Raw genomic sequence first — 23,759 nt, 5'->3', positions numbered from 1 at the left:
GAGCGGGTTTATCGTGCGCTGCAAAGTGTTGCTCCACGGATCAAATCCCCTCGCCCAAAATGGCTTACTCGACTGTGGAGCGGCTGCCTAGGCCGCTTTCATGGCCCCGCTGACAAATCTGCAATGCCCCCGTCAGGTCGCTGACAGCCTCGCACCTTTAGCATGCCCGCTACTTCCCTCATTTGCAGGTGAAGTAAGCCAAGGTTGATGAATATCAATCTGCCAAAGCCCTCCCTGCCTATGCTGTGGTTATCGGTGGCGGTGGCTCGCCCGGCCTGAAGGAGCGACACCATGAACACTCATCAACCCCCAACTGGCGCAACGCCATTCTGGCGGGGCAAGACCGGCATTGTATTGATCATGTTGTTGGCCATTGGCCTCTTCTATCTGGCGCGAGAACACTTCAGCCACATCGCGGCGAATTGGCCGTACCTGATTCTCCTGATATGTCCCTTGATGCATATCTTCGGGCACGGGCACGGACACGGCCATGGCGGTCATGGACGACATGGCGAACCACCCGTCAACCGCAGGGATCAGGAAGGCCCCTAGCCATGCCCGACACTCCAATGCACCTTCACCACAGTACTTCAGCCCCCAGCGGCAACATGGCGACTGAATACACCTGCCCCATGCACCCGGAAATACGCCAACCCGGCCCCGGCACCTGCCCCAAGTGCGGCATGACGCTGGAACCGGTGATGCCCGCGCTGGAAGAAGAGGACAATCCAGAACTCAAGGACTTCACCCGCCGCTTCTGGTGGTCCCTGCCGTTGACGGTGATCGTCACCGTGCTCGCCATGGCGGGGCACGCCTTGTCGCTGTTTCACGGTGAAACGCAAAATCTCGTCGAGTTTTTCCTCGCGACACCCGTGGTCCTGTGGGCAGGCTGGCCGTTTTTTGTGCGGGGAGTGGCGTCCGTTCGCCAGCGTAGCCCGAACATGTGGACCCTGATTGGCCTGGGCACCGCGGCGGCCTATCTCTACAGTGTCGCCGCCACGTTTTGGCCTGGAGGATTTCCCGCCACGTTCATGCAAGAGGGGCGGATCGGCGTCTACTTTGAAGCCGCTGCGGTGATCATCTCCCTCACCTTGCTGGGGCAGATGCTGGAGCTCAAGGCTCGCTCGCAGACGTCGGCCGCCATCAAGTCGCTGCTGGGGCTGTCACCCAAGACCGCGCGCCGGATCAATGCCGATGGCCAGGAACAAGACATCCCCCTGCCCCACGTCCATCAGGGTGACCACCTGCGGATCAGGCCCGGTGAAAAGGTCCCGGTCGATGGTACGGTGCTCGAAGGTGAAAGTGCCGTTGACGAGTCGATGCTCACCGGCGAGCCGGTTCCGGTGATCAAACGCGCCGGGGACAGCCTGATCGGCGCCACGATCAACACCCACGGCAGCTTGGTGATGACGGCGCAGAAGGTCGGCGCCGAGACCGTCCTGGCGCAAATTGTTCAGATGGTCGCCCGGGCCCAACGCTCGAAAGCCCCTATGCAGCGCATGGCCGACGTGATCGCGGGTTATTTCGTCATGGGCGTGATTGCCATCGCCGTGCTGACCTTTTTCGGCTGGGGGCTGTTAGGTCCCGAACCTGGCTGGGTCTTCGGGCTGATCAATGCCGTCGCCGTGCTGATCATTGCCTGCCCCTGTGCGCTGGGGCTCGCCACCCCCATGTCGATCATGGTGTCTACCGGCAAGGCTGCCAGCCTGGGCGTGCTTTTCCGGGACGCCAGCGCCATCGAGAACTTGTGCAAGATCGACACGCTGATCGTCGATAAGACCGGCACCCTGACCGAAGGACGCCCGGCCTTTCACAGCGTGAAAGCCACCCAGGGCTTCGACGACCGCCAGGTGCTGCTGTTGGCCGCCAGTCTCGACCAGGGCAGCGAGCATCCCCTGGCCCACGCCATCGTCGATCACGCACGATCCGAGCACCTTGAACTGATCAAGCCGGCTTCATTTGAATCCGGCAGCGGCATCGGTGTCAGTGGCCAGGTGGACGGCAAACAGGTCCACTTGGGCAATACCGCCCTGATGAACGCCGCCAATATCAGCGTCAGCCCATTGCAACAACAGGCCGAGCAGCTACGCGCGCAAGGCATCAGCATTATCTACATGGCCATCGACGGTGCGCTGGCCGGGCTGCTGGCCGTCTCGGACCCGATCAAGCCGACCTCCAGGGAAGCGGTCAGCCAGCTCAAGGCTCACAACATAAAAATCATCATGGCCACCGGCGACGGCCTCACCACTGCTCGCGCCGTGGCCAGGGAGATGGGCATTGAAGAGGTCCATGGCGAAGTCAAACCCGAGGACAAGGAGCGCCTGGTGGCGGACCTGCAGCACGATGGCCGCCAGGTTGCGATGGCGGGTGACGGAATAAACGATGCTCCCGCCCTGGCTCGAGCGAACGTCGGCATTGCGATGGGGACAGGTACGGACGTAGCGATGAACAGCGCCCAACTGACCTTGGTAAAAGGCGATTTGATGGGCATCTTGCGAGCCCGCACCCTTTCGGTGGCAACCGTTAGAAACATGCGCCAGAACCTCGGCTTTGCCTTCCTCTATAACTCGATGGGTATTCCGTTGGCAGCCGGCCTGCTGTATCCCCTCACCGGTCACTTGCTCTCGCCCATGATTGCCGCCATCGCCATGAGCGTGAGTTCGGCGTCGGTGGTGTTCAATGCCTTGCGGTTGCGTAACACGCCAGCACAATAATCCGCACAAAAACAGGCGCCACCAGGGCGCCTGACCGTCTCAAAACCAAAGGAGAACAAACGAGACGGTAATCAGCCGCCATTCGGACAGTTATCACCCAGGAGCCTGTATTCCAGGGTATTGAGCTTGCCGTTCGAGTCTTCGTAAGTCATGCGCGACGGTCCGACACCACAGCCTTTATTGGCCGGTGTAATGCTCACCACTTTTTTTACATCGAGCTTCATGCCGTATTCGTAATGAACGATTTCGGCGACGGCTTTGTCGTTTTCGGCGGCGTATCGCGCCATGGCTTGTTGATTGTTCTGGATCATCTGGCCATAAACCCGGTCACCTCCGCCTTCCGCCAAGGTAAGGGAAGAAAGGGACAGGATCGAAACGGCGAGCAAGGCATCAAGGGTCTTCATGAGGAACTCCAGCAGTCATTTGTCAGGCAAACCATAACGACTGGTGCCTTTCACGACGCTGGCGGGGACGTTACCGATTGGTCAGGTTCGTGAACAGGTAACCGACCATCCCCCCCCACAAGTCCAATGTGGGAGCGAGCTTGCTCGCGATGGCGATCAAACAAACACCACACATCTCGAAACTGACCACCCTCCCCCATTCCCCGTATAATCGCGCCTTTTCCCCAAAGGCACCCCGCCCGTGGCCAACAAACGCTATAGCTGCATCGGTCTGTTCAACCCCAAGTCACCGGAAAACGTCGGTTCGGTCATGCGTGCCGCCGGCTGCTACGGCGTGGCGTCGGTGTTCTACACCGGCAAGCGCTATGAGCGTGCCGCCGACTTCGTCACCGACACCAAGAAAGTCCACTACGACATCCCGCTGATCGGTATCGACGACCTGAAGAAAATCCTGCCCCTGGGCTGTGTGCCTGTGGCCGTGGAACTGGTGGAAGGTGCTCGCCCGCTGCCCGAATACACCCACCCGGACCGGGCGCTGTACATTTTCGGCCCGGAAGACGGCTCGCTCGACAAGGACATTCGCGACTGGTGCGAGGACGTGGTGTACATACCCACCACCGGTTGCATGAATCTGGCCGCCACCGTCAACGTCGTGCTGTATGACCGCATGGCCAAAGGCAACAACACCCGCTCAGGGCCGCAATTCCGCTGATCGGTGCGCAATTGGATTGAACAAGGCAAGCGCTCGGGCAGTCAGTTTTATACCAATCCCCACACTGGAGACAGATCATGAGCGATAACAATCCGTTCGAGCCGATTGAGACCACCCCTTTCCAATCCCATCCGCCGCAAAACGTGCATGGTTGGGAACGCATTGGCTCACTGGCCGGCGGTGTGCTGATGATGGGCAAGGGCTTGCGCCGTGGCGGTGTGGTCGGCCTGGCTCAACTGGCGATCGGCGGCATGGCGCTGGCGCGGGGGATCACCGGGCATTGCTCGGCCAAGAGCCTGCTGGAAAAGAATCGCCAGAATCTGAACAGCGCCCGCGCCCGCATCGAGCAGGCCGGTGACGAACTGAGCCGCCTGAAGGCCAATGCCGAGGCGGCGACTGGCACGGCTACGGTGACGGGGAATGATTCGTTGGGTTCGCCGAAGGTTGGGCTCTGATTTTGTGGTGAGGCTGATGGCCTCATCGCGGGCAAGCCTTGCTCCCACACTGGATCTTCGCCGGGTGAGATATTTGGTACGACTCAATCCTGTGGGAGCAAGGCTTGCCCGCGATAGCGGTATTACTGAATTAACTTGGTATCCAGCACAGTAGAAGCCCCATCCAGGACACTTTCACTGAGTTGCACAAACTCCTCGGTATCAACTGTCTCCAGTCGCATCGCCGCCTGCAACACATCATCCAGCGAACGCTTGTTGCGGGTTTTCAGGCGAATCTCGCGATCCAGTTCCTGCAACAGCAACACCGCCTTGGCCACCGCCGCCGAGCTGAGCTGTTCGCCGCGCAAGGTCGTGACGCCCTTGCTGTCGCGGGCGAGCCGGTCGTTCAAGGTCTGATAGCGCTCATCACTCAGGCCGCCGGCGCGGCGCAGCAGTTCGATGGCGTAGTACTCGGTCAGCCCCTCGCTGATCCAGTCGCTACGATCATGATCATTGACCCTGGCCAGCGCCTGCACCAACTCCCGCAACAATGGGCTATTGCCCCGCTCGCTGACCAGCGGCGGTCGGCTGTGCAGGTAGATCGAGTCATGGCCGGCCTGGGCGCCACGCCACAACGGATCACCGGCGCCGACAATCAGCAACTTGGCCGGATGGCGCGGCACCAGCGCTTGCACCTGCGGCCAGACGAACGTCAGCAATGTCAGCACATCCATCCGGCGCATGCCCTGGCCCTGAGGCGAGGCCACCGTCACTTCGGTTTCGCCCAGGCGTGTACGGCGGCTGCCCAGTTTGCCGGCGAGCATCCAGCCCGTGGGGCGGTCGAACAACCGCGAGGGATTGTCGATGCGAAAGCGTTGCTTGCCGATGCGCGGCCAGGGGGTCTCGATGCTTTTCCAGCCAGCGGGCAATTCAACTTCAAGACGGGCCACCAGTTCGACACCGTCCTGCTGGTCGAGCTTGGCCGACGGCACCAGATCGTCGCCGCGCAGCAACGCCCATGTCGGGGTCATGCGGGTTTCGAAGGTGGCGTTCTTGCGCGCATGGCTGATGCGTACGCGGTAGCTCAGGCTGGCCTTGTCGGCGGCCGGGCGCCAGACACCTCGCGCCGCCTTGCCGGGGGTGAGCTGCCATTGACCATCGGCCTTGAAATCGCTGTAGCGGCTGCCGTCGCCGAGGTCGAAATCCAGGCTGCGCACCGCCGAACCCCGGGCCAGGGTCAGGCGCACCTCGGCCTGATCGCTCTGGGGCAACAGATGCACGTGATAATCCAGGTCGACTTTCTGCGCCGCCCACAGCGGCGCGCACACCGCCAGCAGCCCGGCCGCCAGCATCCGTTTCAATCCTGCAGCCATGGGGTCTCCCTGGTGGTGCGCCGCCCGGCGGTTCAGCCGGCGCGGAAAATCAGATGATCTTCCCAATCGTCTTCCGGCACGCTGCCTTCAGCCAGCATGCGCCCGGACTGGGAAATACGTTCGTGGTGCACGGCATCGCGATCACCGCAGACCAAGTGGTGCCACAACGGCAAGTCCTTGCCCTCGCTGACCAGCCGATAACCGCAAGTCGGCGGCAGCCACTTGAACTCATCGGCCTTGCCCGGTGTGAGCTGGATGCAATCGGGGACAAAGTCGCGGCGGTTGGGGTAGTCGGTGCACTGGCAGGTTTTCAGGTCCAGCAGTTTGCAGGCGATACGTGTGTAGTAGACGCTGTTGTCGTCTTCGTCTTCGAGCTTTTGCAGGCAGCACAGGCCACAGCCATCGCACAACGATTCCCACTCCTGCAGGTCGAGCTGATCGAGGGTTTTGCGTATCCAGAACGGTTCGACTTTGGCGGCCATGGCTCAAGCATCAACATCAGGTGGTGAAAAGGCCGACAGTCTAGTACCCGGGCCTCTTCAGGCCAAGCATTGGCGACTGTCGGTAGGCCGGACTTGTCAGCCCGACCGGCGGGACGTAGGTTGTTTCATTGACTTTCCAAACCCCAGCCAGGTAAGCCCATGAGTGCCAATCCCCGCATTGCCGATTACGCGATTCACCCTCAATTCATCGAGCGATGGTCGCCCCGCGCCTTTACCGGCGAGACCATTGCCGAAGAAACCCTGCTGGGCTTCTTCGAGGCCGCACGCTGGGCACCGTCGGCGTACAACTCCCAGCCATGGCGTTTTCTGTATGCGCGCCGCGACACGCCGAATTGGGAGCGTTTCCTGGGCCTGCTCAATGAATTCAACCGCAGCTGGGCCCAACAGGCCTCGGCACTGGTGATCATTGTTTCGAAAACCACCTTCGCCGTACCCGGCGCCACCGAAGAAACCCCAGCACAGAGCCACACCTTCGACACCGGAGCGGCCTGGGGCCACCTGGCGCTGCAAGCCAGCCTCAGCGGCTGGCATACCCACGGCATGGCCGGTTTCGACCAGGAGTTGACCCGCAAGGAACTGAAGATCCCGGAAGGCTACGCTCTGCACGCCGCCGTGGCGATTGGCAAGCTGGGGGACAAATCGACACTGGCCGAATACCTTCAGGCCCGCGAAACCCCAAGCCCGCGCCGGCCGTTGAGCGAACTGGTGGCAGAAGGCGATTTCAGCCTGTAATCCTGTTTTGTGATCACTGAAATAACCACTGTGGGAGCAAGCTCGCTCCCACAGTTTGATTGGGGTTAGCTTCAGTATCCCCGGCTGAAGTCCACTTCACCGCGCAGCGCGTCGCCCGCCTGGTAGGCCCGCAGGTTTTCCAGGAACAACTGCACCATCATCGGTGGCGAGGTCGGTGCCGAGCTGTGGCCAGTGAGCAGCAGGCCCCAGGCGGTCCAGAAGGGGTGGCGCTGCGGCAGTGGCTCCTGGCGGCAGACGTCGATCACCGCACCGGCCAGGTGCCCGTCCTTCAGGGCCTGCACCAGGTCCGCATCCACCACCGCTACGCCGCGACCGACGTTGATGAACAACCCGGTCGGCTTGAATTGCTTGAACAGCGCCGCGTCGTACACATCATGGGTATCGGGGGTGTTGGGCAGCAAATTGATCACGTAATCCGCCTCGCCCACCAGGCGCGGCAGATCCTTCAGCGCCCCGACCTCGAGGAACGGCGCCAACGCCCGCGCCTCGCTGGCAACGCCATACAGCTGCACACCAAACGGCACGAGGAACTGCGCCACACGCTGGCCAATGTCACCGGTCCCGACGATCAACACCTTGCGCCCGGCCAGGCCTTGCCCCTGGCGGTTGTCCCACTTGCGCTCGACCTGGCTGACCAGCCGTGCCAGCACCTCGCGCTCATGACCGAGCATGTAGGTCAGCACATACTCGGCCATCACCTGGCCGAAAATGCCCACCGCACGGGTCAGGCGGTAATTGCGCGTCAAGCCCTCGGCCAGCAACGGCGTGATGCCCGCCCAAGTCGATTGCAGCCAGCTGGGTCTATGGCCTTGACGCAACAGGGTGGCCAGCAGATCAGGCTGACCGAGCCAGACCGGGCAATCGGTGGCCAGGCGCGACAGTTCGGCGGAGTCGCCGCTGGTCAGCACTTCAATATCGGGTGCCGCCTGACGCAAAAGCTGGGCGTACACCGGGTGGTCGTGTTCGGCAATCAGAACGCGCATGAATCAAACCTTTCAAAAACAGTGCAGACAACCGCCGACAGAGTGTCGCTCCATCCAGGCGGTCATCGCCAATAAACTATTCCAGTGTGTTTCAAGAGCCCCCAGGACAGGGGGCCCAGGGAATCGTCAGATCGGGTCGTTGCGGCGTAGCAACTCTTCGGGCAAATGCTCGATGTACTCATCTTCGGCCGGCGGCATCTGCAAGTGATAGCCCTGGGTATCGAGATTTTCCAGCACTTTGTTGATGTCTTCCCGGGACAGCGCCCGCTCGGGGCTCAGCACCAGGTCGAAGGCATGGATCGCCTTGCCAAAGGCGGCCATCAACGGCTCAGGTACACGCTCCAAGGCATCGCTCTTGAGCACATACAGGTACATCTCGTTTTTCTTCGAGCTTCGGTAGATGGAGCAGATACGTTTCAAGGCTGTTCTCCCACGGTGACCAGGCTGTCGAGCAGCGCCTGGCCCATCAATTCGCGGCGCCAGCCACGCAGCGAATCGGGTAATTGGTAAGGGCCCTCGGGGAAGCCGCTCTTGATCAGCGCTTCGAGGGTTTTCTTGCGCAGCATCAGCTCCGGGGCAATTTCCAGGCGCTCGGCTTCAGCCTGCCCCAGCGCCCGCAGACGCTTGACCAGCGCCGCGGCCTCGATGGGCAACGGCTCGGCCACCGCCGGCGGCCATTGCTCGGGCGGCACGTTGGCGGCGCGCTGGATCAGGTCCAGCAGAAACTGGCCGTCCTGGCGCACGGTGCGCGGGTGCATGTCTTCGATCTTCGCCAGAGCGCCGAGGTTATCCGGCTGAGTGCGGGCCAGGGGCCACAGCGAATGCTCGCGGATGATGCGATTGCGCGGCAGGTCACGGGCCCGCGCCTCGTGCTCGCGCCAGGCGCACAGCTCGCGCAGCACGGCCAATTGGGCGCGGGACAGTTTCCAGGCGAGCTTGGCCTCGCGGTAGACCTCGTACGGGTCGACTTCGCGACGCAGGTTCGCCACCAGTTCGGCGCCGTCCTCCAGGACCCAGCGGTATTTTTCGTCGGAAAGCTTCGGGCGCAGCAGTACGAAAACCTCTGCCAGATGCACGGCATCCTCTGCCGCGTAGCTGATCTGCGTCTCGGACAGGGGCCGTTGCAACCAGTCGGAACGGGTCTCGCCCTTGGGCAACTCGATACCCAGCACTTCCTGCACCAACCGCGAATAGCCCATGGAAAAACCCAGGTTCAGGTAGGCAGCAGCCAATTGAGTATCGAACAGCGGCGCAGGCAGGCTGCCAGTCAGGCGCAGCAGCACTTCAAGGTCTTCGCTGCAGGCGTGCAACACCTTGAGCACCGCCGGGTTTTCCAGCAGTGCGGCCAAGGGTTGCCAATTGTCGATGGTCAAGGGGTCGATCAGGTAGGCACGCTTGCCGTCGCCGATCTGCAATAAACCAGCAATAGGGTAAAAGGTGTCGACCCGCATGAATTCGGTGTCGAGGGCGACGAATGGCAACTGCTGCCACTCGGCGCAAAACTGACCGAGGCTATCGTTGTCGCGAATCCAGTGAATATCGATGGCCACACGGCTCTCCCTTGAAGAATGGCGCGCAGTATATATCGCCGCTGGCGATTGCGAGCATCCGTAGAGCAGCTGCCTGAGAGAAATCGCCTGCGAAAAAGCAAGAATAGTCCTACATCAGGACTTAACCGGTCTTACGCAGCACATAAACACGCGTCAGCGCAAAACCGGGCAGGAAATCCTGATACCACAGCATGCTGAAACCGGCCTGGCGAAACTCGGCTTCGACATCGGCCTTGTCGGCCAGGCTTCGTTGCGGCGCCTGGCCAATCTTGAGGCGCCCTTCGATTTGCACCGAAACGATCACCGTGTCGCGACTGACCCGATGGAACTCACGCAACAACGCCAGGCGATGCTCGCTGGCGCTGACGTGGCGAAACAGCTGCAGACAGAAAATACAATCCACCGCGTTGGCCGACAGCCCGATGGTGAACGCCGAACTCGGGAAAGTCTTGACCCGTTGGAGCCACGCGCCGCCATGATGGGTGAGCGCATGTTCGAGCATGTCCGGCGACGGGTCCGCCGCCAGGATCACCCGGTTCGCATGCTCGGCCAGCACCGGCCAGAACCGCCCCGCCCCACAGGCCACATCCAGCACCAACCCGGGCTCGCCCGCCACCTTCAGGGCGTTGCGCACCATTTGCTCGTCGCGCCAGAACGCCAGGCGCAAGCGCCGAGGTGCCGGCCGACAGCAGACCTGCGCATGTTCCTGGTCATGCTGCCTGGCGAACTCAAGTTCGACGGCGGATGGGGGTAGCCCGGACATACCAACGGCTCTGGGTAAAGATTGGATGACAGGTTAAACAACCTCGCGTGAAAAAAAGGTCCACGCCATCACTCCTGCGCCAGGACACCGTCAATCACCGCGCCGCGACAGTTGGCGAACAGGTCCAGGTCCCGGTTGTAGACGTGGCTGTTGACTTCCAGCAGCCCAAGCATCGAGTGAAACAGGTTGTCCTGGCTCAAGGGCTTTTCCCGGCTCAGTTGCAGGCAATGGGTGTCAACCGAGAAAGACTTCTGATAGCTGTCGGAAAACCAGGCCAGCATCGCCACGTGTTTCTGTTGCTCCGGGGCGAGCATGTAGGGCGTGCCATGGAGAAACAGGTTGTATTCGCCCAGGGACTCACCATGGTCCGACAGGTACAGCATGGCTGTGTCGACCTTGTCCTGGTTGGCCCGCAGCAGATCGATCAGGGTCGACAGCACATGATCGGTGTACACCAGCGTGTTGTCGTAGCCGTTGACGATGCTCTCGCGGCTGCAATTGTTCAGCGCGTTGCTTTCGCACACCGGGGTGAAATGCTCGTATTCCTTGGGATAGCGCTTGAAGTATTCCGGCCCGTGGCTGCCCATCTGGTGCAGCACCAGCACGGTGTCCTTGTCGAGCGTGTCGATGAAATGCTGCAGCCCCTGGAGCAGGATCTCGTCGCGGCATTCACTGTTGGCACACAGGGCGGGATCCTTGAGATTGCTGACATCCTGCAGCGTGACCCGATCGCAAGTGCCCTTGCAGCCGGACTGGTTGTCCCGCCAGATCACCTCCAGCCCGGCGCGCTTGAGTACGTCCAGCAAACCCTCTTCATTCCGGGCCTTGCTGGCGTCGTAGTTCTTGCGCCCCATATTGGAGAACATGCAGGGCACCGACACGGCGGTTTCAGTGCCGCAGGATTGCACGTCGGTGAACGCGATCAGGCCGGCCTCTTTGTCCAGTGTCGGCGTGGTATCGCGGTGATAGCCGAGGATGCCGAAGTTCTCGGCCCGGGCACTCTCGCCTACCACCAGTACGGTCAGGGATTTGCGGCCGTGGGTTTGCCAGGCGGGGTTGCGACTCGCGTCCTCGCCCAGTGTGATAAACGGCTGCTTGGCCGACGCGACCTGCTCACGCAAGTAGCCGAGCGACGCACCGATGTAATTGCTCGGCACGACCATCAAGCGCAACTCGTGGTGATTGCGAAACAATGAAGACAGGCCTTGGTAGTTGGCCAGGGCGACCAGGCCAATCACAGCGGCCGAGGCCACGCCGACCAGCAACTTACTTAATAGTTCTTTGGGCCAGCGACGGTAGTTGATCGGTGTCTTGAACAACAACCAGCAAGGCAACACCCCCAACAACCCGATATAAACAAACAACTTCAGCGACAACAGATCACGAACTTCCGTGGCATTGGTTTCAGCAAAGTTGCGCAACATGCCAGCGTCGATCAATACGCCGTACTGGGCCATGAAATACGCCACGCCAGCGCTGATCAAGAACAACAGCATCAGCACGGGCTTGAGCAGCGAACGAAAAGCCACGAGCGTCAACACCAGGTTGAACGCGCAGAAGATCATCAGGCCAAACGCCACGCACATCAGTAGACCCTGAGCGTCAGCCGTGGTGATCGCCAGCAAGTGTTGCCAGAGAACGATGTTGAAGCCCACTAATAAAAAGGCACTGGCGGCCAGCGTCACCCACTCGGGGCGCACGGCTTTAATAGTCAGCATGATGATTGACGGTTTCCTGAAAGTTGCTCTTTAAAAAAGAAGGGCCGCAGGAAACGTGTGAAAATATCGTTCCCTACGGCAACACAAACTTTAGGTAGCCCACCATCAATTTTTCGTGAAAAAGTTGCCACTAAATAATTATTTAAAAAACACGCCGCAAGCCGGTTTCAAGCTTGATTCAGATACCAGCGCCAATCCTGCTCCCCGACTTCCCCCATGAATTGACGGTACTCGGCGCGCTTGACCGCCAGATAAACGCCAAGAAACTCATCGCCAAACGCTTCTCGCGCCCAGGCCGATGCCTCAAGGGCACGCAGGGTGGTGAGCCAGTCAGTGGGCAGCAACTCGGTCGCCTGGGCATAGCCGTTGCCTTCGACAGGTTTTCCGGGATCGCACTGTTCACGTATACCGCGATGAATGCCGGCCAATATCGCCGCCGCAGCCAGGTACGGGTTGGCATCGGCGCCGCAGATACGATGCTCGATGTGCCGCGAGAACGCCGGACCGCCGGGCACCCTCAGGCTCACGGTACGGTTGTCCACGCCCCAGGTCGCCGCCAGCGGTGCGTAGCTGTTGCTTTGGAATCGCCGGTAGGAGTTGGCGTTCGGACAAAACATCAACAGCGAATCGAGCAAGGTATCGAGCATCCCACCCACTGCCTGGCGCAACAGCGGCGTGCCGTCGGCGGCTTCACTGGCAAACAGGTTGTGGCCATCGCGGTCCGCCAGGCTGACATGCATGTGCATGCCAGAGCCCGCCAAGTGATCGAACGGCTTGGCCATGAAGCACGCCTGCATGCCGTGCTTGTGGGCCACACCCTTGACCAGTCGCTTGTAGCGCACCGCTTCATCCATGGCTTGCAAGGCATCGCTGCGGTGTTCAAGGGTGATCTCCACTTGCCCCGGTGCGTATTCGGAAATGGCGGTCCGGGCCGGAATGCCTTGCAGCTTGCACGCGGCGTACAGGTCGGCCAGGAACGGCTCGATCTGCTCCAGCTCGCGCAAACCGTAGACCTGGGTGGCACGCGGTCGACCACCGTCGGCGTCCCGCGCCGGCTGTGGCCGGCCTTGGCTGTCGCGTTGCGCGTCCAGCAGATAGAACTCCAGCTCCGCCGCCATCACCGGGTAATAACCGTCGGCCTGCAAGGCCTCGATCACCTGGCTGAGCAGATAACGCGGATCGGCGATGGTCGCCGGCATGCCCTCCTGGGGATGCATGCTGACCTGCACGGCGGCCGTGGGCATCAATCGCCACGGCATGCGCTGCAAACTGCCGATGAGGGGATAGGCACGGCAATCGATGTCACCGACGTCCCACACCAGTCCGGAGTTTTCCACATCATCGCCATTGACGGTCAGCCCGAGAATTGTACTGGGCAGTGGCCGACCACTTTCGAAGACCGCCAGCAGCTCGTCCCGATGCAACAACTTGCCCCGGGGCACACCGTTGTTGTCGAGGATGAACAGTTCGAACAATTCGATATCGGGGTTCTGGGCAAGGAACGCCTCGGCGTGTTGCACGGGTGCGAAAGAAATCTTGGCAAGGCTCATGAGAAGGCTCGTATTTCCATGTCGGACGGGCGACAAGGCGCCGTCAGTCTGTGCTCGCCATTGCGCGAACACCGTGAGTGATCAACAGGTAATACGAATATCTGGAGGACGGGCGTGACGGCAATGCCAGAGCGCCCAAAAGGCCAGCTCGGAGGGCAACGCACTGAGGATTGGGGCCATGGCAGGCGTGAACCTGCCGACCGGATCGACCGCGGCAGATGAAGGGTATTGGAATGCCAGGGGCCAACCGTCCATGAGCGCATCACAGGAAACACATCGGGCAAGCGTCCCACGCCCCCCTGGGAGGTTAAACCTGGATTTGATGGAGCTTGGATCGCAGCTAACTAAACATAGGCAAACCAAACAGTCGTTGATCGACACGTCGTGTTCGCTACATTATCTGTCCCGTTCCCGACCATGAAAGCGCCTGCCTGGCATTCTCTTGGCACGATCGTTCCGTTAGGATCGTCAGCCTGGTTTGCGCAAAATCCGCGCAAGGAGCACAGCGAGAGACAGAACGGATGCTGAACAGTAACTCCCTCAGAAAGCTCGACATGCAAGACCTCATGGTGTTTAGCGCCGTGTACGAGCAAAGCAGTGTCACCGGCGTGTCCGAGGCATTGTGCGTCAGTCAGTCAACCGTCAGTTATTGCCTCAAGAAACTGCGAACCTGTTTCGAAGACGAGCTATTCATCAACACCCGCACCGGCATGCGCCCCACCTATAAGGCTGAGGCCATGTACGATCACGTGCGCGCCATTTTGCAAAGCATCAACCTGTGCCATGCCGGAACGCCAACTTTTGATCCGACGCGGCAAGCCATTACCTTCAATATTTGCGCACCGGAATATTTCGAACAACTGATCCTGCCGCAACTGCTGCGAGGCTTCGATTATGCCAATCTGCCGGTGGTGGTGAACATGCACAAGCTCGAAGCCGACATTCCCGCCGAAGAATTACGCGACGGCAGCCTCGACCTGGTGATCTGCTTCGGCCCGAACTTTCACAGCAACCATGCCGACTTCAAATCCCGGCAGTTGCTGGAGGAGGACCTGGTTTGTGTCGTGGATAAACGGGCGACGCCGCTTGAGCCGCAACTGAGCCTTCAGTCTTTCGTACGGCGCCGACACGTGTTTCCGACGCCTTGGACGTCAGCGACGAACATGGTGGACGGTTGGCTGTCGCAGCAGGCGCATCAACGGCAGATTGCCGCTCGCGCCAACAGCTACAGCGCCGCACTGAAGATGATCACCGGCACCGACTTCATCCTCACCCTGCCCCGCCGCATCCAGAAACTGCTGGCCAACGAGGCGATTTTCAATCACCACGAAGCGCCACAGGGCCTGCCGGGGTTTACCTTGAACATGCAGTGGAGCCTGGCCGTCGACCAGGACAGCGCCAACGCCTGGCTGCGCGAACAGATCATCAAGGCCTGCGCCGCCCGCGACGCCTGATCGTCACTGACCGACCAAGGCCTTGGCATACGGGCCTCGGTCGATGTCGAGGATTTCCACGCACAGTTGCACGCTAACGTCGGCCGGCCATGGCCCCAGTTCCTGGATCACCGCCAGCAGGCTATCGGCCAGTTGCTTCTTGATTTCCGGCGAGCGGCCGCTCAGCAAGGCCAGCTTCACGTGCACGAAACCTCGCTCGCCCAGCCCCGTGCCCACCCGGAAAGTCTCGAGCTTCACGGCCCGGCTCTTGATGTCCAGTTCGGCGGCGAATTGACCGGAGGCCACCAGCGCATTGTTCAAGCGCAACAGTGCGACATCGGCCTTCAGCTCGGGCAGGTTGGCGGTGTACTCCATGTGCAGGTGAGGCATGTGTTCGACTCCGATTCGAAAATATGACGAGGTGGTTTCAGCCGCCACAACCTTACCTCGACTTTATTCTTTGGGGCAGGTTTTGTTTCGTCGTTTCACGGGCTCAAGGTTGCGCCGAGACAACGTGCTCGCCCATGAACGCCTCCAGCCGCGACCGCAACCAGCGTTCGGCCGGGTCACTGTCGACATGGCTCAGCCAGACCATGGACAAATCCAGGGTCGGGGTCTTGAAAGGAAACGGTTCGTTGAACAGTTGGCCCGAGGCGGCCATGGCGACGGCGGTATAGTCCGGCAGGCTGGCGATCAGGTCAGTGCCGGCCAACAACGCCGGCAATGCGCTGTATTGCGGCACCGACAGCACGACCTGGCGCGTGCGTCCGATCTCGGCCAGCCATTCATCGGCAAACCCGGCGACGTTCGCGGTATGGGACACCAGCACATGAGGCCGGGCACAGTACTCGTCCAGGGTCAGTGGTGTGTCCGATGCATCGGCGCGCAACACGCGGGGCTGGATGTGTCGCAACAATTTGCGCTTGGCGTTGGCCGGCAGACCGCGAGTCTGGCTGATGCCCACGGTGATGTCGCCCGATGCCAGCAGATCGGGGATGCGCCAGTAATCGACGTGCTGGACCACGAACACGATTTGCGGCGCCTCTTGCCGCAGGCTGCTCAACAGGGGCGGCAACAAGCCGAACTCGACGTCGTCCGACAGGCCGATGCGAAACGTCATGGTGCTGCTGGCTGGGTCGAAATCGTGGGTCAGGCTCAAAGCCACCGACAGCGAATCGAGCGCCGGTGATAGATGCCGGATGATTTCCTCGGCCCGGGCCGTCGGCTCCATGCGGTGGCCGACGCGAATGAACAGCGGGTCGTTGAACATCTTGCGCAAACGATTGAGGGCCGAGCTGATGGTCGGTTGGCCCAGGAACAGTTTTTCCGCCACCCGTGTCACGTTACGCTCAAGCATCAGCGTTTCGAAAACCACCATCAGGTTGATGTCGGCCTTGCGCAATTCGTTGCGGTTCATTCACTGCCCTCGATCCCTTGATTGGCTGCAGTGTAGAAACGCCAAGGGTTGTGCGTCTATGCGCAAAAAGGCTCACTTCCCGATCGCGTGTTCTCATGCCAGCAATATTCGATAACCATTGGAAACGAATTTCCCATAGCCAAAACCACCCATTTGGCTAGGCTGGCAGCCACATGTCCAACGCATGTCTTGACTGAATGAATCGCAGGGAGCGAACCGATGTATTTTGAAATCTATCGACAGACCCGAGGCACCCCCAGCACCGGAAAAGGCCAATGGCGCTGGCGCTTGAGAGCCGGCAACCACGAAACGATCGCCAGCGGCGAATCCTATGTGAACAAGAGTGACTGCCTTCATGTCATCGGGCTGATCAAGAATGTCCAGGGCGAAACGCCTGTGAAGGAGATATGAACAGCGCTGTGTGAGATTGGCCTGGGCTCAATCTCTCTGGCTTGTTTGAATCATTGTGGCGAGGGAGCTTGCTCCCGCTGGGCTGCGAAGCAGCCCTTTTTGTGAGCGCTTCGCACTCAAGCGGGAGCAAGCTCCCTCGCCACAGGTTCATCGTTTTTCTTGAGAGAACTGCATTGCCACCTGTGACGAATGTCATCAGGCAGGTAGGGTATGCGGACAAAAGCAGGAGCCCGGTGCAATGACTCGATCAATCCATAATCGCGACTGGCTGGTGCGGGCGCCCGAATCGAGGAAAATGGAACGCATCGAGGCCTATTTCAGCGGGCATGGCTACACCACCCATCGCCATGACACCTACGCCATCGGGATCACGCTTTCCGGCGTGCAGAGTTTCAACTATCGCCACAGCAAGCGTCATAGCCAGCCCGGCGGCACCATCGTCCTGCACCCGGACGAGGTGCACGATGGCGAAGCAGGAACGAGCGAGGGTTTTCGCTACAGGATGTTCTACATAGAACCGTCGTTGATCCAGCAAGTGCTGGGCGGCAAGCCATTGCCCTTCATCGAAGGAGGATTATCCAGCGACCCGCGCCTCAACATCGCCACCCGTCGGCTCCTGAAAGGCCTGGATCATCCCCTCGATCCGCTGGAGGAAGAGGACGCCATCTACGATGTGGCCCAGGCACTCGACATCGCGGCGGGCAGCCGAAGTGGACGGCGGCTGATCGACTACCCGGCGGCGGAGCGTGCCCGCCTGTTCATCAACGATGCCCTCCATCAGGCGATCACACTGGACGACCTGGTGCAGGCCAGCGGCCGGGACCGATGGAGCCTGTCCCGGGATTTCCGGGCGCTGTACGGCACCAGCCCCTATCGCTACATCACCCAGCGTCGCTTGAACGAAGCTCGGCGCCTGGTATTGCATGGCATGCCGTTGAGCGAAGTGGCCCTGGCCTGTGGTTTTTTCGATCAGAGCCACATGACCCGGCTGCACACCCAGGCCTTTGGTATCTCACCGGCACGCTGGCTGAAAATGCTGCGCTGAAAGCATAAGCTGCGCACGGCAAAAAGCTGCACGATCATCCAATACGCACCCAGGCCCCGACAGTAAGGTATGGCTCACCACCCACCTGAGGAGCATGCCTCGATGAACCACTATTGCCCCATCAATTTCGCCCAGAAATACACCCTGTTCCAAGAACAGTGGATGCCCAAAGTCGTGGCCGAAATGAACGACTACCAATTCAAGCTTGCCCGGCTCGAAGGAGACTTTGTCTGGCACACCCACGCCGATACGGATGAAACCTTCATCGTGCTGGAGGGCGAGTTGCGTATCGACTTTCGCGACGGTGCGGTGACCATAGGGCCGGGCGAAATGTACGTGGTCAAAAAAGGTGTCGAGCACAAGCCCTGCGCCGCACACGAAGTGAAACTGCTGCTGATCGAACCACGTGGCGTCCTCAATACCGGCGAGCAAACCAATGAGCGAACGGCAGTCAATGATGTGTGGATCTGACTGAGCCAGGCTCAATCGTATTCAGCTTCCTGGTGATCGCCCAACAACCGCCGCTGACGAGGTGTCGCGGCTGCCAGGACAGCAGGGTTGAACTGCCAGTGCAGATAAGGTGAGAACTTCTGCGCGACCATCCGCCGGCCGTAGTGCACCTGGAGCATGTACCGCGTACGGTCGACGGAGCGGTTGTCGCTGCCGGCGTGCCATAACTCACTGCGCAGTATCAGCACATCGCCGGCCTGGCACAGTACCGGTTGTGCGGGGCGCCCTTGCCATTGTGTTTCGCCCTTCACTGGCGCGCGGCCGGCCTTGTGGCTGCCCGCAAGCACCTGCGTCGGGCTCAAGTCGGCGTCGATGTCATCCAGGTAGAACTGCGCGGTAAACACCTGCATGGGCAGGTCGAAAGCCGGGTCGTCCAACAGCGTTGGCGGCAATGCCATCGCCAGGTAATCCAGGTGCAACGGTGCCCCTGCGAAACCGGGATGGCAGCGCCAGGCCGTTTGGCCAATGACATGGCAATCATCGCCCAGGGCCGCCTCGGCCAGCTCGATCACCCCGGCCACATCCAGGAACGGCAGCCAGAACGGATCGCGATTGAACACACACTTGTAATGATCGATGACGCCGCTGTAGTCCCAATGCTGGGGCTTCAACTGGTCGATGGCATGGCGCAGGTCGGCGATCTGCCGGGCATCCAACACACCGGGTATCAGGACGAAACCGTCCTGATGCAGGGCTCGCAAATGGTCGTCAGTAGACACGACACCACCTGTCTCAGGTGCGGAAGCGGCCGGTCAGTTCTGCCAGGTTTCTCGACAGGCTGGAAAGCTGTTGGCTGGCCTGCATGCTCTGGGCAGAATTGGATGCCGCCTCGTTGGACAGATCACGGATATCAGAAATATTGCGGGCTATTTCCTCAGTGACGCTGCTCTGTTCCTCACATGCACTGGCGATTTGCGCGGCCATGTCGTTGATCCGCTGGATCGAACCGCCGGTACCGCTGAGCACCTGATCGACGCCCGCAGCTCGTTCGACACTGTCCCGGGCCTTGCTGCTGCCCACATGCATGGCTTGTACAGCCTTGGCGACACCGCTCTGCAACCGCTCGATGCGAACCTGGATATCCTTGGTCGAGTCCTGGGTACGGGCCGCGAGCGCCCTCACTTCATCGGCCACCACGGCAAAACCACGGCCCTGCTCACCGGCCCGCGCGGCTTCGATGGCAGCGTTCAGCGCCAACAGGTTGGTCTGTTCGGCAATGCCACGGATCACCTCGAGCACGGCGCCAATACTGGAAGTTTCCTGGGCCAATGCCTCGATCGTGCCCGAAGCGCTCTCCACTTCCTGGGCCAACTGGCGGATCGACTCGATGGTGCTGCTGACCACCTCGGCGCCGTCGCGAGACTGACTGCTCGCCTGTTGCGCGGCACCCGAGGCGTTCGCCGCGTTATGCGCCACTTCATGCACCGCTGCGCTCATCTGGGTAGCAGCAGTGCTGACCTGATCGAGCGCCGCATGTTCGCTGCTGATCAACCGGTCATTCGTCGCGGCCATATCGGCCATGGCACGCGCTGCGGAATCGACCTCCCCGGTCACCCGTCCAACCTCGGCGATCAATGGCTGCAACTTGTCGAGAAAACGGTTGAAGGCACTGCCGAGTTGGCCCAACTCATCGGCCGAACGGACCTCCAGACGCCCTTTCAGATCGCCACCACCCTCGGCAATCTGCTCGACGCGGTGCAGCAGTCGACGCATAGGGCTCAGCACCACAAGTGGCAGAACGACAAGCACCAGGATGCAACCAAGCAGGCCGACCAGCAGAATCACGCCCTGATGCACGCCGACCGTCTCACCGTTTTCAATCGCTGCGTCACCTTCACGATGGGACGCCGCATCTTCCAGCTCACCGAGCTTGTCGATGGAGTCGCGCATGGTTTCGAACAGGCGCTCACTGTCACCAAAACTCAGGGCGCTGGCGCCCTGCGGATCGCCTACCGACTGCTCGAGGACGCGCCGGGAGACCTGCATCCATTTCCCAAAACTGTCATTGAACTGACTGACCAACGCCTGCGCTTCGGCACCGGGCTGCATCGCGGCATATTTCTGCACGCGGTCATAAGCCTGCTTCGCATTCTCGCTATGACTGGCGCTCAGCGCTTGTAGATGCTCATTGGCATGACCATCCAGCAGGCTACGTTCGGCAACGAAAGCCTGATAAAGATCACGATCAGCGTTGAGCAGCAGGCTGATCGCCGGCAGATAACGTTTGGTCAATTGCGTACTGGATTCAGTCACCTGACCAATACCGCGCATGCCCGCCCACCCCATCAGCACCAGCAACACAGCCAGGAATGCGATCGGAAGGGTGATTTTCCAGCGAAAGCCCAGATCGGCAAAAAACCGCAGCATGGGGTGTCACTCCTTTCATGGGAATTAACTTACCTATCGGCAGCCATGCCTTGAGCTATAGACCATTAGTCTAATTGTTACAAAGCTTTGGGTCTGGCAGACACCGGGGTTATGCAGGTCGCGAAGGGGGTTGGGCGGGATAAAAAAGGCGGGGGGAGGCAATAGCTGCGGGGAATTTTCTGACATTTCCCGCCCACATAATTTAGAGAATTTTCTGACTCATCATCTGATTGATGATTTCTACAGAAGGGTCCTATAGTCCAAGTGTCGTTCGTAAGAGCGGCTAGGGTTTGGCGACCCATGACAAATATGCAGGAACCTCTCGCGGATTGCGGAACGCTACCGTGCGCAATATGCTGCTTTTCGGTAGCTGTGCGTGGGAGATCTTCGGATCTGCCGGTTTTTCTATTTGTCCGGTTCGCCAACCCGCGTACAGCTACCACCTTATTCGTTTGGCGACGACTAAGAAGGTCCTCAATCAAATGGAGTTTAAAAAATGAATAGATACATGGCTCTTACCAGTAATGCCGATGATCAACCCCTCTTTGTCGATACCACTGCGCCTTTGCACATCCTGCTCGACACGGCGGGCTATAGAATCCGCGCGGTCACCCAGCTTTTAGAGAACCTCGCCATGCGAGGGGACATTCCCAGCGACTCAGTGGTCCTTCAGGACTTTGCACAGCTGTGCTGCATTCCGTTGAGGGATGGTTGCGACGTGCTCGATGTCATAGCCCGACGCTTAGACGCAGAGCCGGCCTAGTTCAAAGGGCCCCTGATGGGGCCCATTTCGTCGAAACGAACATGGTTCTACGACACTGAAACCCTCCGGTTTGCCCGGACTCGATTAATCACATAAGCTGATCAGCATGAATACACACACCTCGGAGGCTCCGATGGCTACCACAAAAAAAGTTGAGAAAGCGCGCAGAAAAGTCACTCACGAAGAGCTGACATTTCTTGACGTTCGACAAGCTGCACGTGATGGTCAGAAGGTGTTCGATAAATTTGTAATCACTGGCAAGCTTCCTATTACAAAGTAGGCGTGGATGCCAGACGTTAAAATTTCCGCACTTTTTGAAGAAACACAGAACTGGAAAAATATTGCCGCACACTTTTATAACTACAAAGTGTGCGGTGAGCTTCCGGCTATCTTTGGAAGAGATGAAAAACTTGATCTGAGCGATATGTGTCACATCCATTTGGCGAGCACTGCAGAAGCACAAGCTCGCTGGACTCAAATCGGCCGCCAGTACTATCGCACAGCCCTAACGGAAGACCCTGACAACGACTTCTGGCTTATCTATGCCTATGATGATTTCAAAGATGCGTACCTACTGCTGACGATCATTGGGCCAGACGCTCACAACCGTACGGAATGGGGATCTTTTTTACGTACGATTCATAGTGACATTGTGGAACCTTGGATTGTGGGAAAAATCACTTTCCCTGAGATAGATGACTGACAGAATCTAACTCTAAGCAAAATATTCGTGCTCTCCGCGTCGAAGAGCTGTTCCGATATTTCAGTACGCTTAGTCTTCTTGGAGCTCGCGACGACGATTGGCGTCTGCCTGATTGCGAATAATTTGAATTCGCTGCAATAGGGCACGAGAGACGGGCTGGATCCTCTCAGGATTGTCCTTGATGTACTTATTGAACAGGTCGACAAACTCTATGCCTGCCTGAGTCTTCGTATTTCTTTCGGTATTACATTTAAACATGACTTCTTTCCAACACAGAATGGCCCTGTAATATTACGCACAATGGCGATATTGCACAGCTCCTGTATAGTTTCTTTCCCGCAGTTTAACAGCGGTTTGCTGTGGAGCGGCAAGACTCTGAAGGACTCTGAAGAAAACGAGGACACACTACGATTTGAGTTCACTTATAATCGCCCTGCTTCATAATCGTGGCCTGTCCCCTTGTGAACTGAAAACTTGTGATTTCAAGCGAAGCGACCACCAGACAGCCGTGCCACTGCATGGCCTAGGTTTGCGTTCTTACTTGTAATGTTCGTAAGGACTCTCTTCTACCGAAAATTCTAAGCCGCCGGACAGTCCATCGACGTTGATATCCATGCCCTGGATAGTGAATTCACCATCATCGACTTCATAGGCCAAATCCACCCCGACAGTAAATGTCAATGTCCCTTCTTCTACTTGCGTAGTGTCATCGAACGTGTAGATAACGTCGTCTTCTTTATCATACCGCCCATTTTCGTAGTCAGGACCTGTTACCTTGACTTTATAGTAAACATCAACATCAAAGACAATTTGGCATTCTTCATCATCAATGTGGATAATTGAAGGCTCAAAATCACTGATCTCTAATATTGAGAATTCTTCTACCTCTGCATCTTCCCACGTTGATGCGTTGTAAGCATCAGCATCTTCAATTTGCTCCTTGATGTTTCGCTTGATTTCTCTTTCTTGTTCTTCTATGTAATTTTTTATGAAGCTAGACCTAGCTTCATCGTGAGCGTTGTAGAGGTCAAGAAGCTTACTCAAGCTATCAATTTGAATGAACCTTGGGTTCTCCTCACAGAAAATAATTAGGTCCTTATCCTCAGACACGACATAAATCTCTTCCCTGCCTCTTAATACCCCCCTGACCGCTAACAGAGTAAATGCATCCGGGAACTCATTTTTTTTCTTTCCTCCTTGGAAGGGTGGCGTTTGGCTGAAGTACATTTCGACTATCTCATTCCCATCCACTTTGCTGAGATCCACAACTTTCGTACACGACTCATCTAAAAAGCTGTCAAAAACCTGAATGGCGTGATTCTGAATTTCTTCTTGGTCGAATGGAGCAAACAGATTTTTGATTACCTTATCTTTCGAGTTTGTCAGGATCTTAGCCTTCCGCCGAAAGGAGTTAACGCCGTTCAATGCTTCGCCTATGTGTTCCTCAATTTTACGCCTCACTTCCCGAACTACTATTGTGGAAGTAATGTGTTTCAGCCCATCCTTGTTACAAATATCCTTAAATGATTCGAGAGTCTTGGATGAGAAATCCAGACCCGCCTTGACGAAAAACTCTGTATCTATAAACACATTCCTTGTCTGAAGCGGCATCGTCGTTTCCTTCAGCGAGTAATTTAGATCTCTTACATCCCA

The 23,759-nt window shown here is 58.7% G+C and carries 25 protein-coding genes and 1 pseudogene; 11 read left to right on the top strand and 15 right to left on the bottom strand.

Going from position 1 to position 23,759, the window contains the following annotated elements; genetic code table 11:
- Positions 1–291: 291 nt before the first annotated feature.
- The gene (locus tag HU749_RS08470; RefSeq protein WP_046062925.1) at positions 292–552 is read left to right on the top strand and encodes a DUF2933 domain-containing protein; all 261 of its coding nucleotides are present in this window, start codon (positions 292–294) and stop codon (positions 550–552) included.
- Positions 553–554: 2 nt separating this feature from the next.
- A complete protein-coding gene (locus HU749_RS08465; RefSeq protein ID WP_186649649.1) occupies positions 555–2,714 on the top strand; it encodes a copper-transporting P-type ATPase in 2,160 nt (719 codons plus the stop codon).
- 71 nt (positions 2,715–2,785) lie between these two features.
- Here the strand turns inward: HU749_RS08465 and HU749_RS08460 are convergent, their stop codons facing one another.
- A complete protein-coding gene (locus tag HU749_RS08460) occupies positions 2,786–3,118 on the bottom strand; it encodes a DUF2790 domain-containing protein (protein WP_079305156.1) in 333 nt (110 codons plus the stop codon).
- 241 nt (positions 3,119–3,359) lie between these two features.
- Here HU749_RS08460 and HU749_RS08455 point away from each other — a divergent pair, with 241 nt between their 5' ends.
- Both HU749_RS08455 and HU749_RS08450 read left to right on the top strand, forming a co-directional pair.
- A complete protein-coding gene (locus HU749_RS08455) occupies positions 3,360–3,830 on the top strand; it encodes an RNA methyltransferase (RefSeq protein ID WP_003198862.1) in 471 nt (156 codons plus the stop codon).
- A 77-nt stretch (positions 3,831–3,907) separates the two neighbouring features.
- On the top strand, positions 3,908–4,285 hold the full coding sequence (locus HU749_RS08450) for a YgaP family membrane protein (RefSeq protein WP_079303480.1): 378 nt from the start codon (positions 3,908–3,910) through the stop codon (positions 4,283–4,285).
- A 122-nt stretch (positions 4,286–4,407) separates the two neighbouring features.
- Here the strand turns inward: HU749_RS08450 and HU749_RS08445 are convergent, their stop codons facing one another.
- Complete coding sequence (locus HU749_RS08445) at positions 4,408–5,637, bottom strand: M61 family metallopeptidase (protein ID WP_079303481.1); 1,230 nt, start codon at positions 5,635–5,637, stop codon at positions 4,408–4,410.
- Between the two features lie 32 nt (positions 5,638–5,669).
- Positions 5,670–6,119 (bottom strand): YcgN family cysteine cluster protein, encoded by a 450-nt coding sequence (locus tag HU749_RS08440; RefSeq protein WP_014337060.1) that lies wholly within the window; start codon positions 6,117–6,119, stop codon positions 5,670–5,672.
- 159 nt (positions 6,120–6,278) lie between these two features.
- On the opposite strand from HU749_RS08440, the gene HU749_RS08435 reads away from it, so the two are divergent.
- On the top strand, positions 6,279–6,872 hold the full coding sequence (locus HU749_RS08435) for a nitroreductase family protein (RefSeq protein WP_046062921.1): 594 nt from the start codon (positions 6,279–6,281) through the stop codon (positions 6,870–6,872).
- Positions 6,873–6,943: 71 nt separating this feature from the next.
- On the opposite strand, the gene HU749_RS08430 is transcribed toward HU749_RS08435, so the two are convergent.
- The 6 genes from HU749_RS08430 to HU749_RS08405 form a co-directional block, all read right to left on the bottom strand.
- Positions 6,944–7,876, bottom strand: a complete 933-nt coding sequence (locus HU749_RS08430) for a D-2-hydroxyacid dehydrogenase (protein WP_014337058.1) — start codon at positions 7,874–7,876, stop codon at positions 6,944–6,946.
- Positions 7,877–8,002: 126 nt separating this feature from the next.
- Positions 8,003–8,296 carry a YcgL domain-containing protein gene (locus HU749_RS08425; protein WP_014337057.1) on the bottom strand — a complete coding sequence of 98 codons (294 nt, stop codon included), beginning with the start codon at positions 8,294–8,296 and terminating at the stop codon, positions 8,003–8,005.
- The gene (gene rnd / locus HU749_RS08420) at positions 8,293–9,426 is read right to left on the bottom strand and encodes a ribonuclease D (RefSeq protein WP_046062919.1); all 1,134 of its coding nucleotides are present in this window, start codon (positions 9,424–9,426) and stop codon (positions 8,293–8,295) included. The genes HU749_RS08425 and rnd overlap by 4 nt, the downstream gene beginning before the upstream one ends.
- Positions 9,427–9,547: 121 nt before the next feature.
- Positions 9,548–10,189 (bottom strand): class I SAM-dependent methyltransferase, encoded by a 642-nt coding sequence (locus HU749_RS08415; protein WP_024619682.1) that lies wholly within the window; start codon positions 10,187–10,189, stop codon positions 9,548–9,550.
- A gap of 68 nt (positions 10,190–10,257) precedes the next feature.
- Positions 10,258–11,907 (bottom strand): phosphoethanolamine transferase, encoded by a 1,650-nt coding sequence (locus tag HU749_RS08410; protein ID WP_079303482.1) that lies wholly within the window; start codon positions 11,905–11,907, stop codon positions 10,258–10,260.
- A gap of 167 nt (positions 11,908–12,074) precedes the next feature.
- The gene (locus HU749_RS08405) at positions 12,075–13,442 is read right to left on the bottom strand and encodes a glutamine synthetase family protein (protein ID WP_186649739.1); all 1,368 of its coding nucleotides are present in this window, start codon (positions 13,440–13,442) and stop codon (positions 12,075–12,077) included.
- A gap of 536 nt (positions 13,443–13,978) precedes the next feature.
- On the opposite strand from HU749_RS08405, the gene HU749_RS08400 reads away from it, so the two are divergent.
- On the top strand, positions 13,979–14,911 hold the full coding sequence (locus tag HU749_RS08400) for a LysR family transcriptional regulator (RefSeq protein WP_095962451.1): 933 nt from the start codon (positions 13,979–13,981) through the stop codon (positions 14,909–14,911).
- Between the two features lie 3 nt (positions 14,912–14,914).
- On the opposite strand, the gene HU749_RS08395 is transcribed toward HU749_RS08400, so the two are convergent.
- Positions 14,915–15,280: a 5-carboxymethyl-2-hydroxymuconate Delta-isomerase gene (locus HU749_RS08395; protein WP_014337051.1), complete on the bottom strand. Its 366-nt coding sequence runs from the start codon at positions 15,278–15,280 to the stop codon at positions 14,915–14,917.
- A 103-nt stretch (positions 15,281–15,383) separates the two neighbouring features.
- Complete coding sequence (locus tag HU749_RS08390) at positions 15,384–16,307, bottom strand: LysR family transcriptional regulator (RefSeq protein WP_186649646.1); 924 nt, start codon at positions 16,305–16,307, stop codon at positions 15,384–15,386.
- 219 nt (positions 16,308–16,526) lie between these two features.
- Between HU749_RS08390 and HU749_RS08385 the strand changes: the two genes are divergently transcribed.
- The 3 genes from HU749_RS08385 (at position 16,527) to HU749_RS08375 (ending at position 18,234) form a co-directional block, all read left to right on the top strand.
- Positions 16,527–16,718: a YegP family protein gene (locus HU749_RS08385; RefSeq protein WP_014337049.1), complete on the top strand. Its 192-nt coding sequence runs from the start codon at positions 16,527–16,529 to the stop codon at positions 16,716–16,718.
- Positions 16,719–16,956: 238 nt separating this feature from the next.
- On the top strand, positions 16,957–17,763 hold the full coding sequence (locus HU749_RS08380; RefSeq protein ID WP_079303487.1) for an AraC family transcriptional regulator: 807 nt from the start codon (positions 16,957–16,959) through the stop codon (positions 17,761–17,763).
- A gap of 102 nt (positions 17,764–17,865) precedes the next feature.
- Positions 17,866–18,234, top strand: a complete 369-nt coding sequence (locus HU749_RS08375; RefSeq protein WP_079303488.1) for a cupin domain-containing protein — start codon at positions 17,866–17,868, stop codon at positions 18,232–18,234.
- 11 nt (positions 18,235–18,245) lie between these two features.
- On the opposite strand, the gene HU749_RS08370 is transcribed toward HU749_RS08375, so the two are convergent.
- From HU749_RS08370 to HU749_RS29575, 3 genes and pseudogenes are all read right to left on the bottom strand, one after another.
- Positions 18,246–18,992, bottom strand: coding sequence for a phytanoyl-CoA dioxygenase family protein (locus tag HU749_RS08370; RefSeq protein WP_186649643.1), 747 nt, complete (start codon positions 18,990–18,992; stop codon positions 18,246–18,248).
- A gap of 13 nt (positions 18,993–19,005) precedes the next feature.
- Positions 19,006–19,785 carry a methyl-accepting chemotaxis protein gene (locus tag HU749_RS29580; protein WP_373419643.1) on the bottom strand — a complete coding sequence of 260 codons (780 nt, stop codon included), beginning with the start codon at positions 19,783–19,785 and terminating at the stop codon, positions 19,006–19,008.
- A 78-nt stretch (positions 19,786–19,863) separates the two neighbouring features.
- Positions 19,864–20,640: pseudogene (locus HU749_RS29575) on the bottom strand (MCP four helix bundle domain-containing protein); the annotation flags it as partial.
- 496 nt (positions 20,641–21,136) lie between these two features.
- Between HU749_RS29575 and HU749_RS08360 the strand changes: the two are divergent.
- Both HU749_RS08360 and HU749_RS08355 read left to right on the top strand, forming a co-directional pair.
- A complete protein-coding gene (locus tag HU749_RS08360) occupies positions 21,137–21,403 on the top strand; it encodes a short-chain dehydrogenase (RefSeq protein WP_077506093.1) in 267 nt (88 codons plus the stop codon).
- Positions 21,404–21,689: 286 nt separating this feature from the next.
- Positions 21,690–22,106, top strand: coding sequence for a type II toxin-antitoxin system YafO family toxin (locus HU749_RS08355; RefSeq protein ID WP_186649641.1), 417 nt, complete (start codon positions 21,690–21,692; stop codon positions 22,104–22,106).
- A 537-nt stretch (positions 22,107–22,643) separates the two neighbouring features.
- On the opposite strand, the gene HU749_RS08350 is transcribed toward HU749_RS08355, so the two are convergent.
- On the bottom strand, positions 22,644–23,717 hold the full coding sequence (locus HU749_RS08350; RefSeq protein WP_116642982.1) for a PIN domain-containing protein: 1,074 nt from the start codon (positions 23,715–23,717) through the stop codon (positions 22,644–22,646).
- Positions 23,718–23,759: the final 42 nt, after the last annotated feature.

The organism is Pseudomonas ogarae, assembly GCF_014268695.2.
Taxonomy (GTDB): Bacteria; Pseudomonadota; Gammaproteobacteria; order Pseudomonadales; family Pseudomonadaceae; genus Aquipseudomonas; species Aquipseudomonas kilonensis.
The sequence above is the reverse complement of the archived record's forward strand: the minus strand, read 5'-3'. Positions and strand labels throughout refer to the sequence as shown.

What these genes read in the sequence shown, in the direction of transcription:
- HU749_RS08470 (WP_046062925.1), top strand. Translation starts at nt 292, where the DNA reads ATGAACACTCATCAACCCCCAACTGGCGCAACGCCATTCTGGCGGGGC.
- HU749_RS08465 (WP_186649649.1), top strand. Translation starts at nt 555, where the DNA reads ATGCCCGACACTCCAATGCACCTTCACCACAGTACTTCAGCCCCCAGC.
- HU749_RS08460 (WP_079305156.1), bottom strand. Translation starts at nt 3,118, where the DNA reads ATGAAGACCCTTGATGCCTTGCTCGCCGTTTCGATCCTGTCCCTTTCT.
- HU749_RS08450 (WP_079303480.1), top strand. Translation starts at nt 3,908, where the DNA reads ATGAGCGATAACAATCCGTTCGAGCCGATTGAGACCACCCCTTTCCAA.
- HU749_RS08445 (WP_079303481.1), bottom strand. Translation starts at nt 5,637, where the DNA reads ATGGCTGCAGGATTGAAACGGATGCTGGCGGCCGGGCTGCTGGCGGTG.
- HU749_RS08440 (WP_014337060.1), bottom strand. Translation starts at nt 6,119, where the DNA reads ATGGCCGCCAAAGTCGAACCGTTCTGGATACGCAAAACCCTCGATCAG.
- HU749_RS08435 (WP_046062921.1), top strand. Translation starts at nt 6,279, where the DNA reads ATGAGTGCCAATCCCCGCATTGCCGATTACGCGATTCACCCTCAATTC.
- HU749_RS08430 (WP_014337058.1), bottom strand. Translation starts at nt 7,876, where the DNA reads ATGCGCGTTCTGATTGCCGAACACGACCACCCGGTGTACGCCCAGCTT.
- HU749_RS08415 (WP_024619682.1), bottom strand. Translation starts at nt 10,189, where the DNA reads ATGTCCGGGCTACCCCCATCCGCCGTCGAACTTGAGTTCGCCAGGCAG.
- HU749_RS08410 (WP_079303482.1), bottom strand. Translation starts at nt 11,907, where the DNA reads ATGCTGACTATTAAAGCCGTGCGCCCCGAGTGGGTGACGCTGGCCGCC.
- HU749_RS08400 (WP_095962451.1), top strand. Translation starts at nt 13,979, where the DNA reads ATGCTGAACAGTAACTCCCTCAGAAAGCTCGACATGCAAGACCTCATG.
- HU749_RS08395 (WP_014337051.1), bottom strand. Translation starts at nt 15,280, where the DNA reads ATGCCTCACCTGCACATGGAGTACACCGCCAACCTGCCCGAGCTGAAG.
- HU749_RS08390 (WP_186649646.1), bottom strand. Translation starts at nt 16,307, where the DNA reads ATGAACCGCAACGAATTGCGCAAGGCCGACATCAACCTGATGGTGGTT.
- HU749_RS08385 (WP_014337049.1), top strand. Translation starts at nt 16,527, where the DNA reads ATGTATTTTGAAATCTATCGACAGACCCGAGGCACCCCCAGCACCGGA.
- HU749_RS08380 (WP_079303487.1), top strand. Translation starts at nt 16,957, where the DNA reads ATGACTCGATCAATCCATAATCGCGACTGGCTGGTGCGGGCGCCCGAA.
- HU749_RS08375 (WP_079303488.1), top strand. Translation starts at nt 17,866, where the DNA reads ATGAACCACTATTGCCCCATCAATTTCGCCCAGAAATACACCCTGTTC.
- HU749_RS29580 (WP_373419643.1), bottom strand. Translation starts at nt 19,785, where the DNA reads ATGGCCGCGACGAATGACCGGTTGATCAGCAGCGAACATGCGGCGCTC.
- HU749_RS08360 (WP_077506093.1), top strand. Translation starts at nt 21,137, where the DNA reads ATGAATAGATACATGGCTCTTACCAGTAATGCCGATGATCAACCCCTC.
- HU749_RS08355 (WP_186649641.1), top strand. Translation starts at nt 21,690, where the DNA reads ATGCCAGACGTTAAAATTTCCGCACTTTTTGAAGAAACACAGAACTGG.
- HU749_RS08350 (WP_116642982.1), bottom strand. Translation starts at nt 23,717, where the DNA reads ATGCCGCTTCAGACAAGGAATGTGTTTATAGATACAGAGTTTTTCGTC.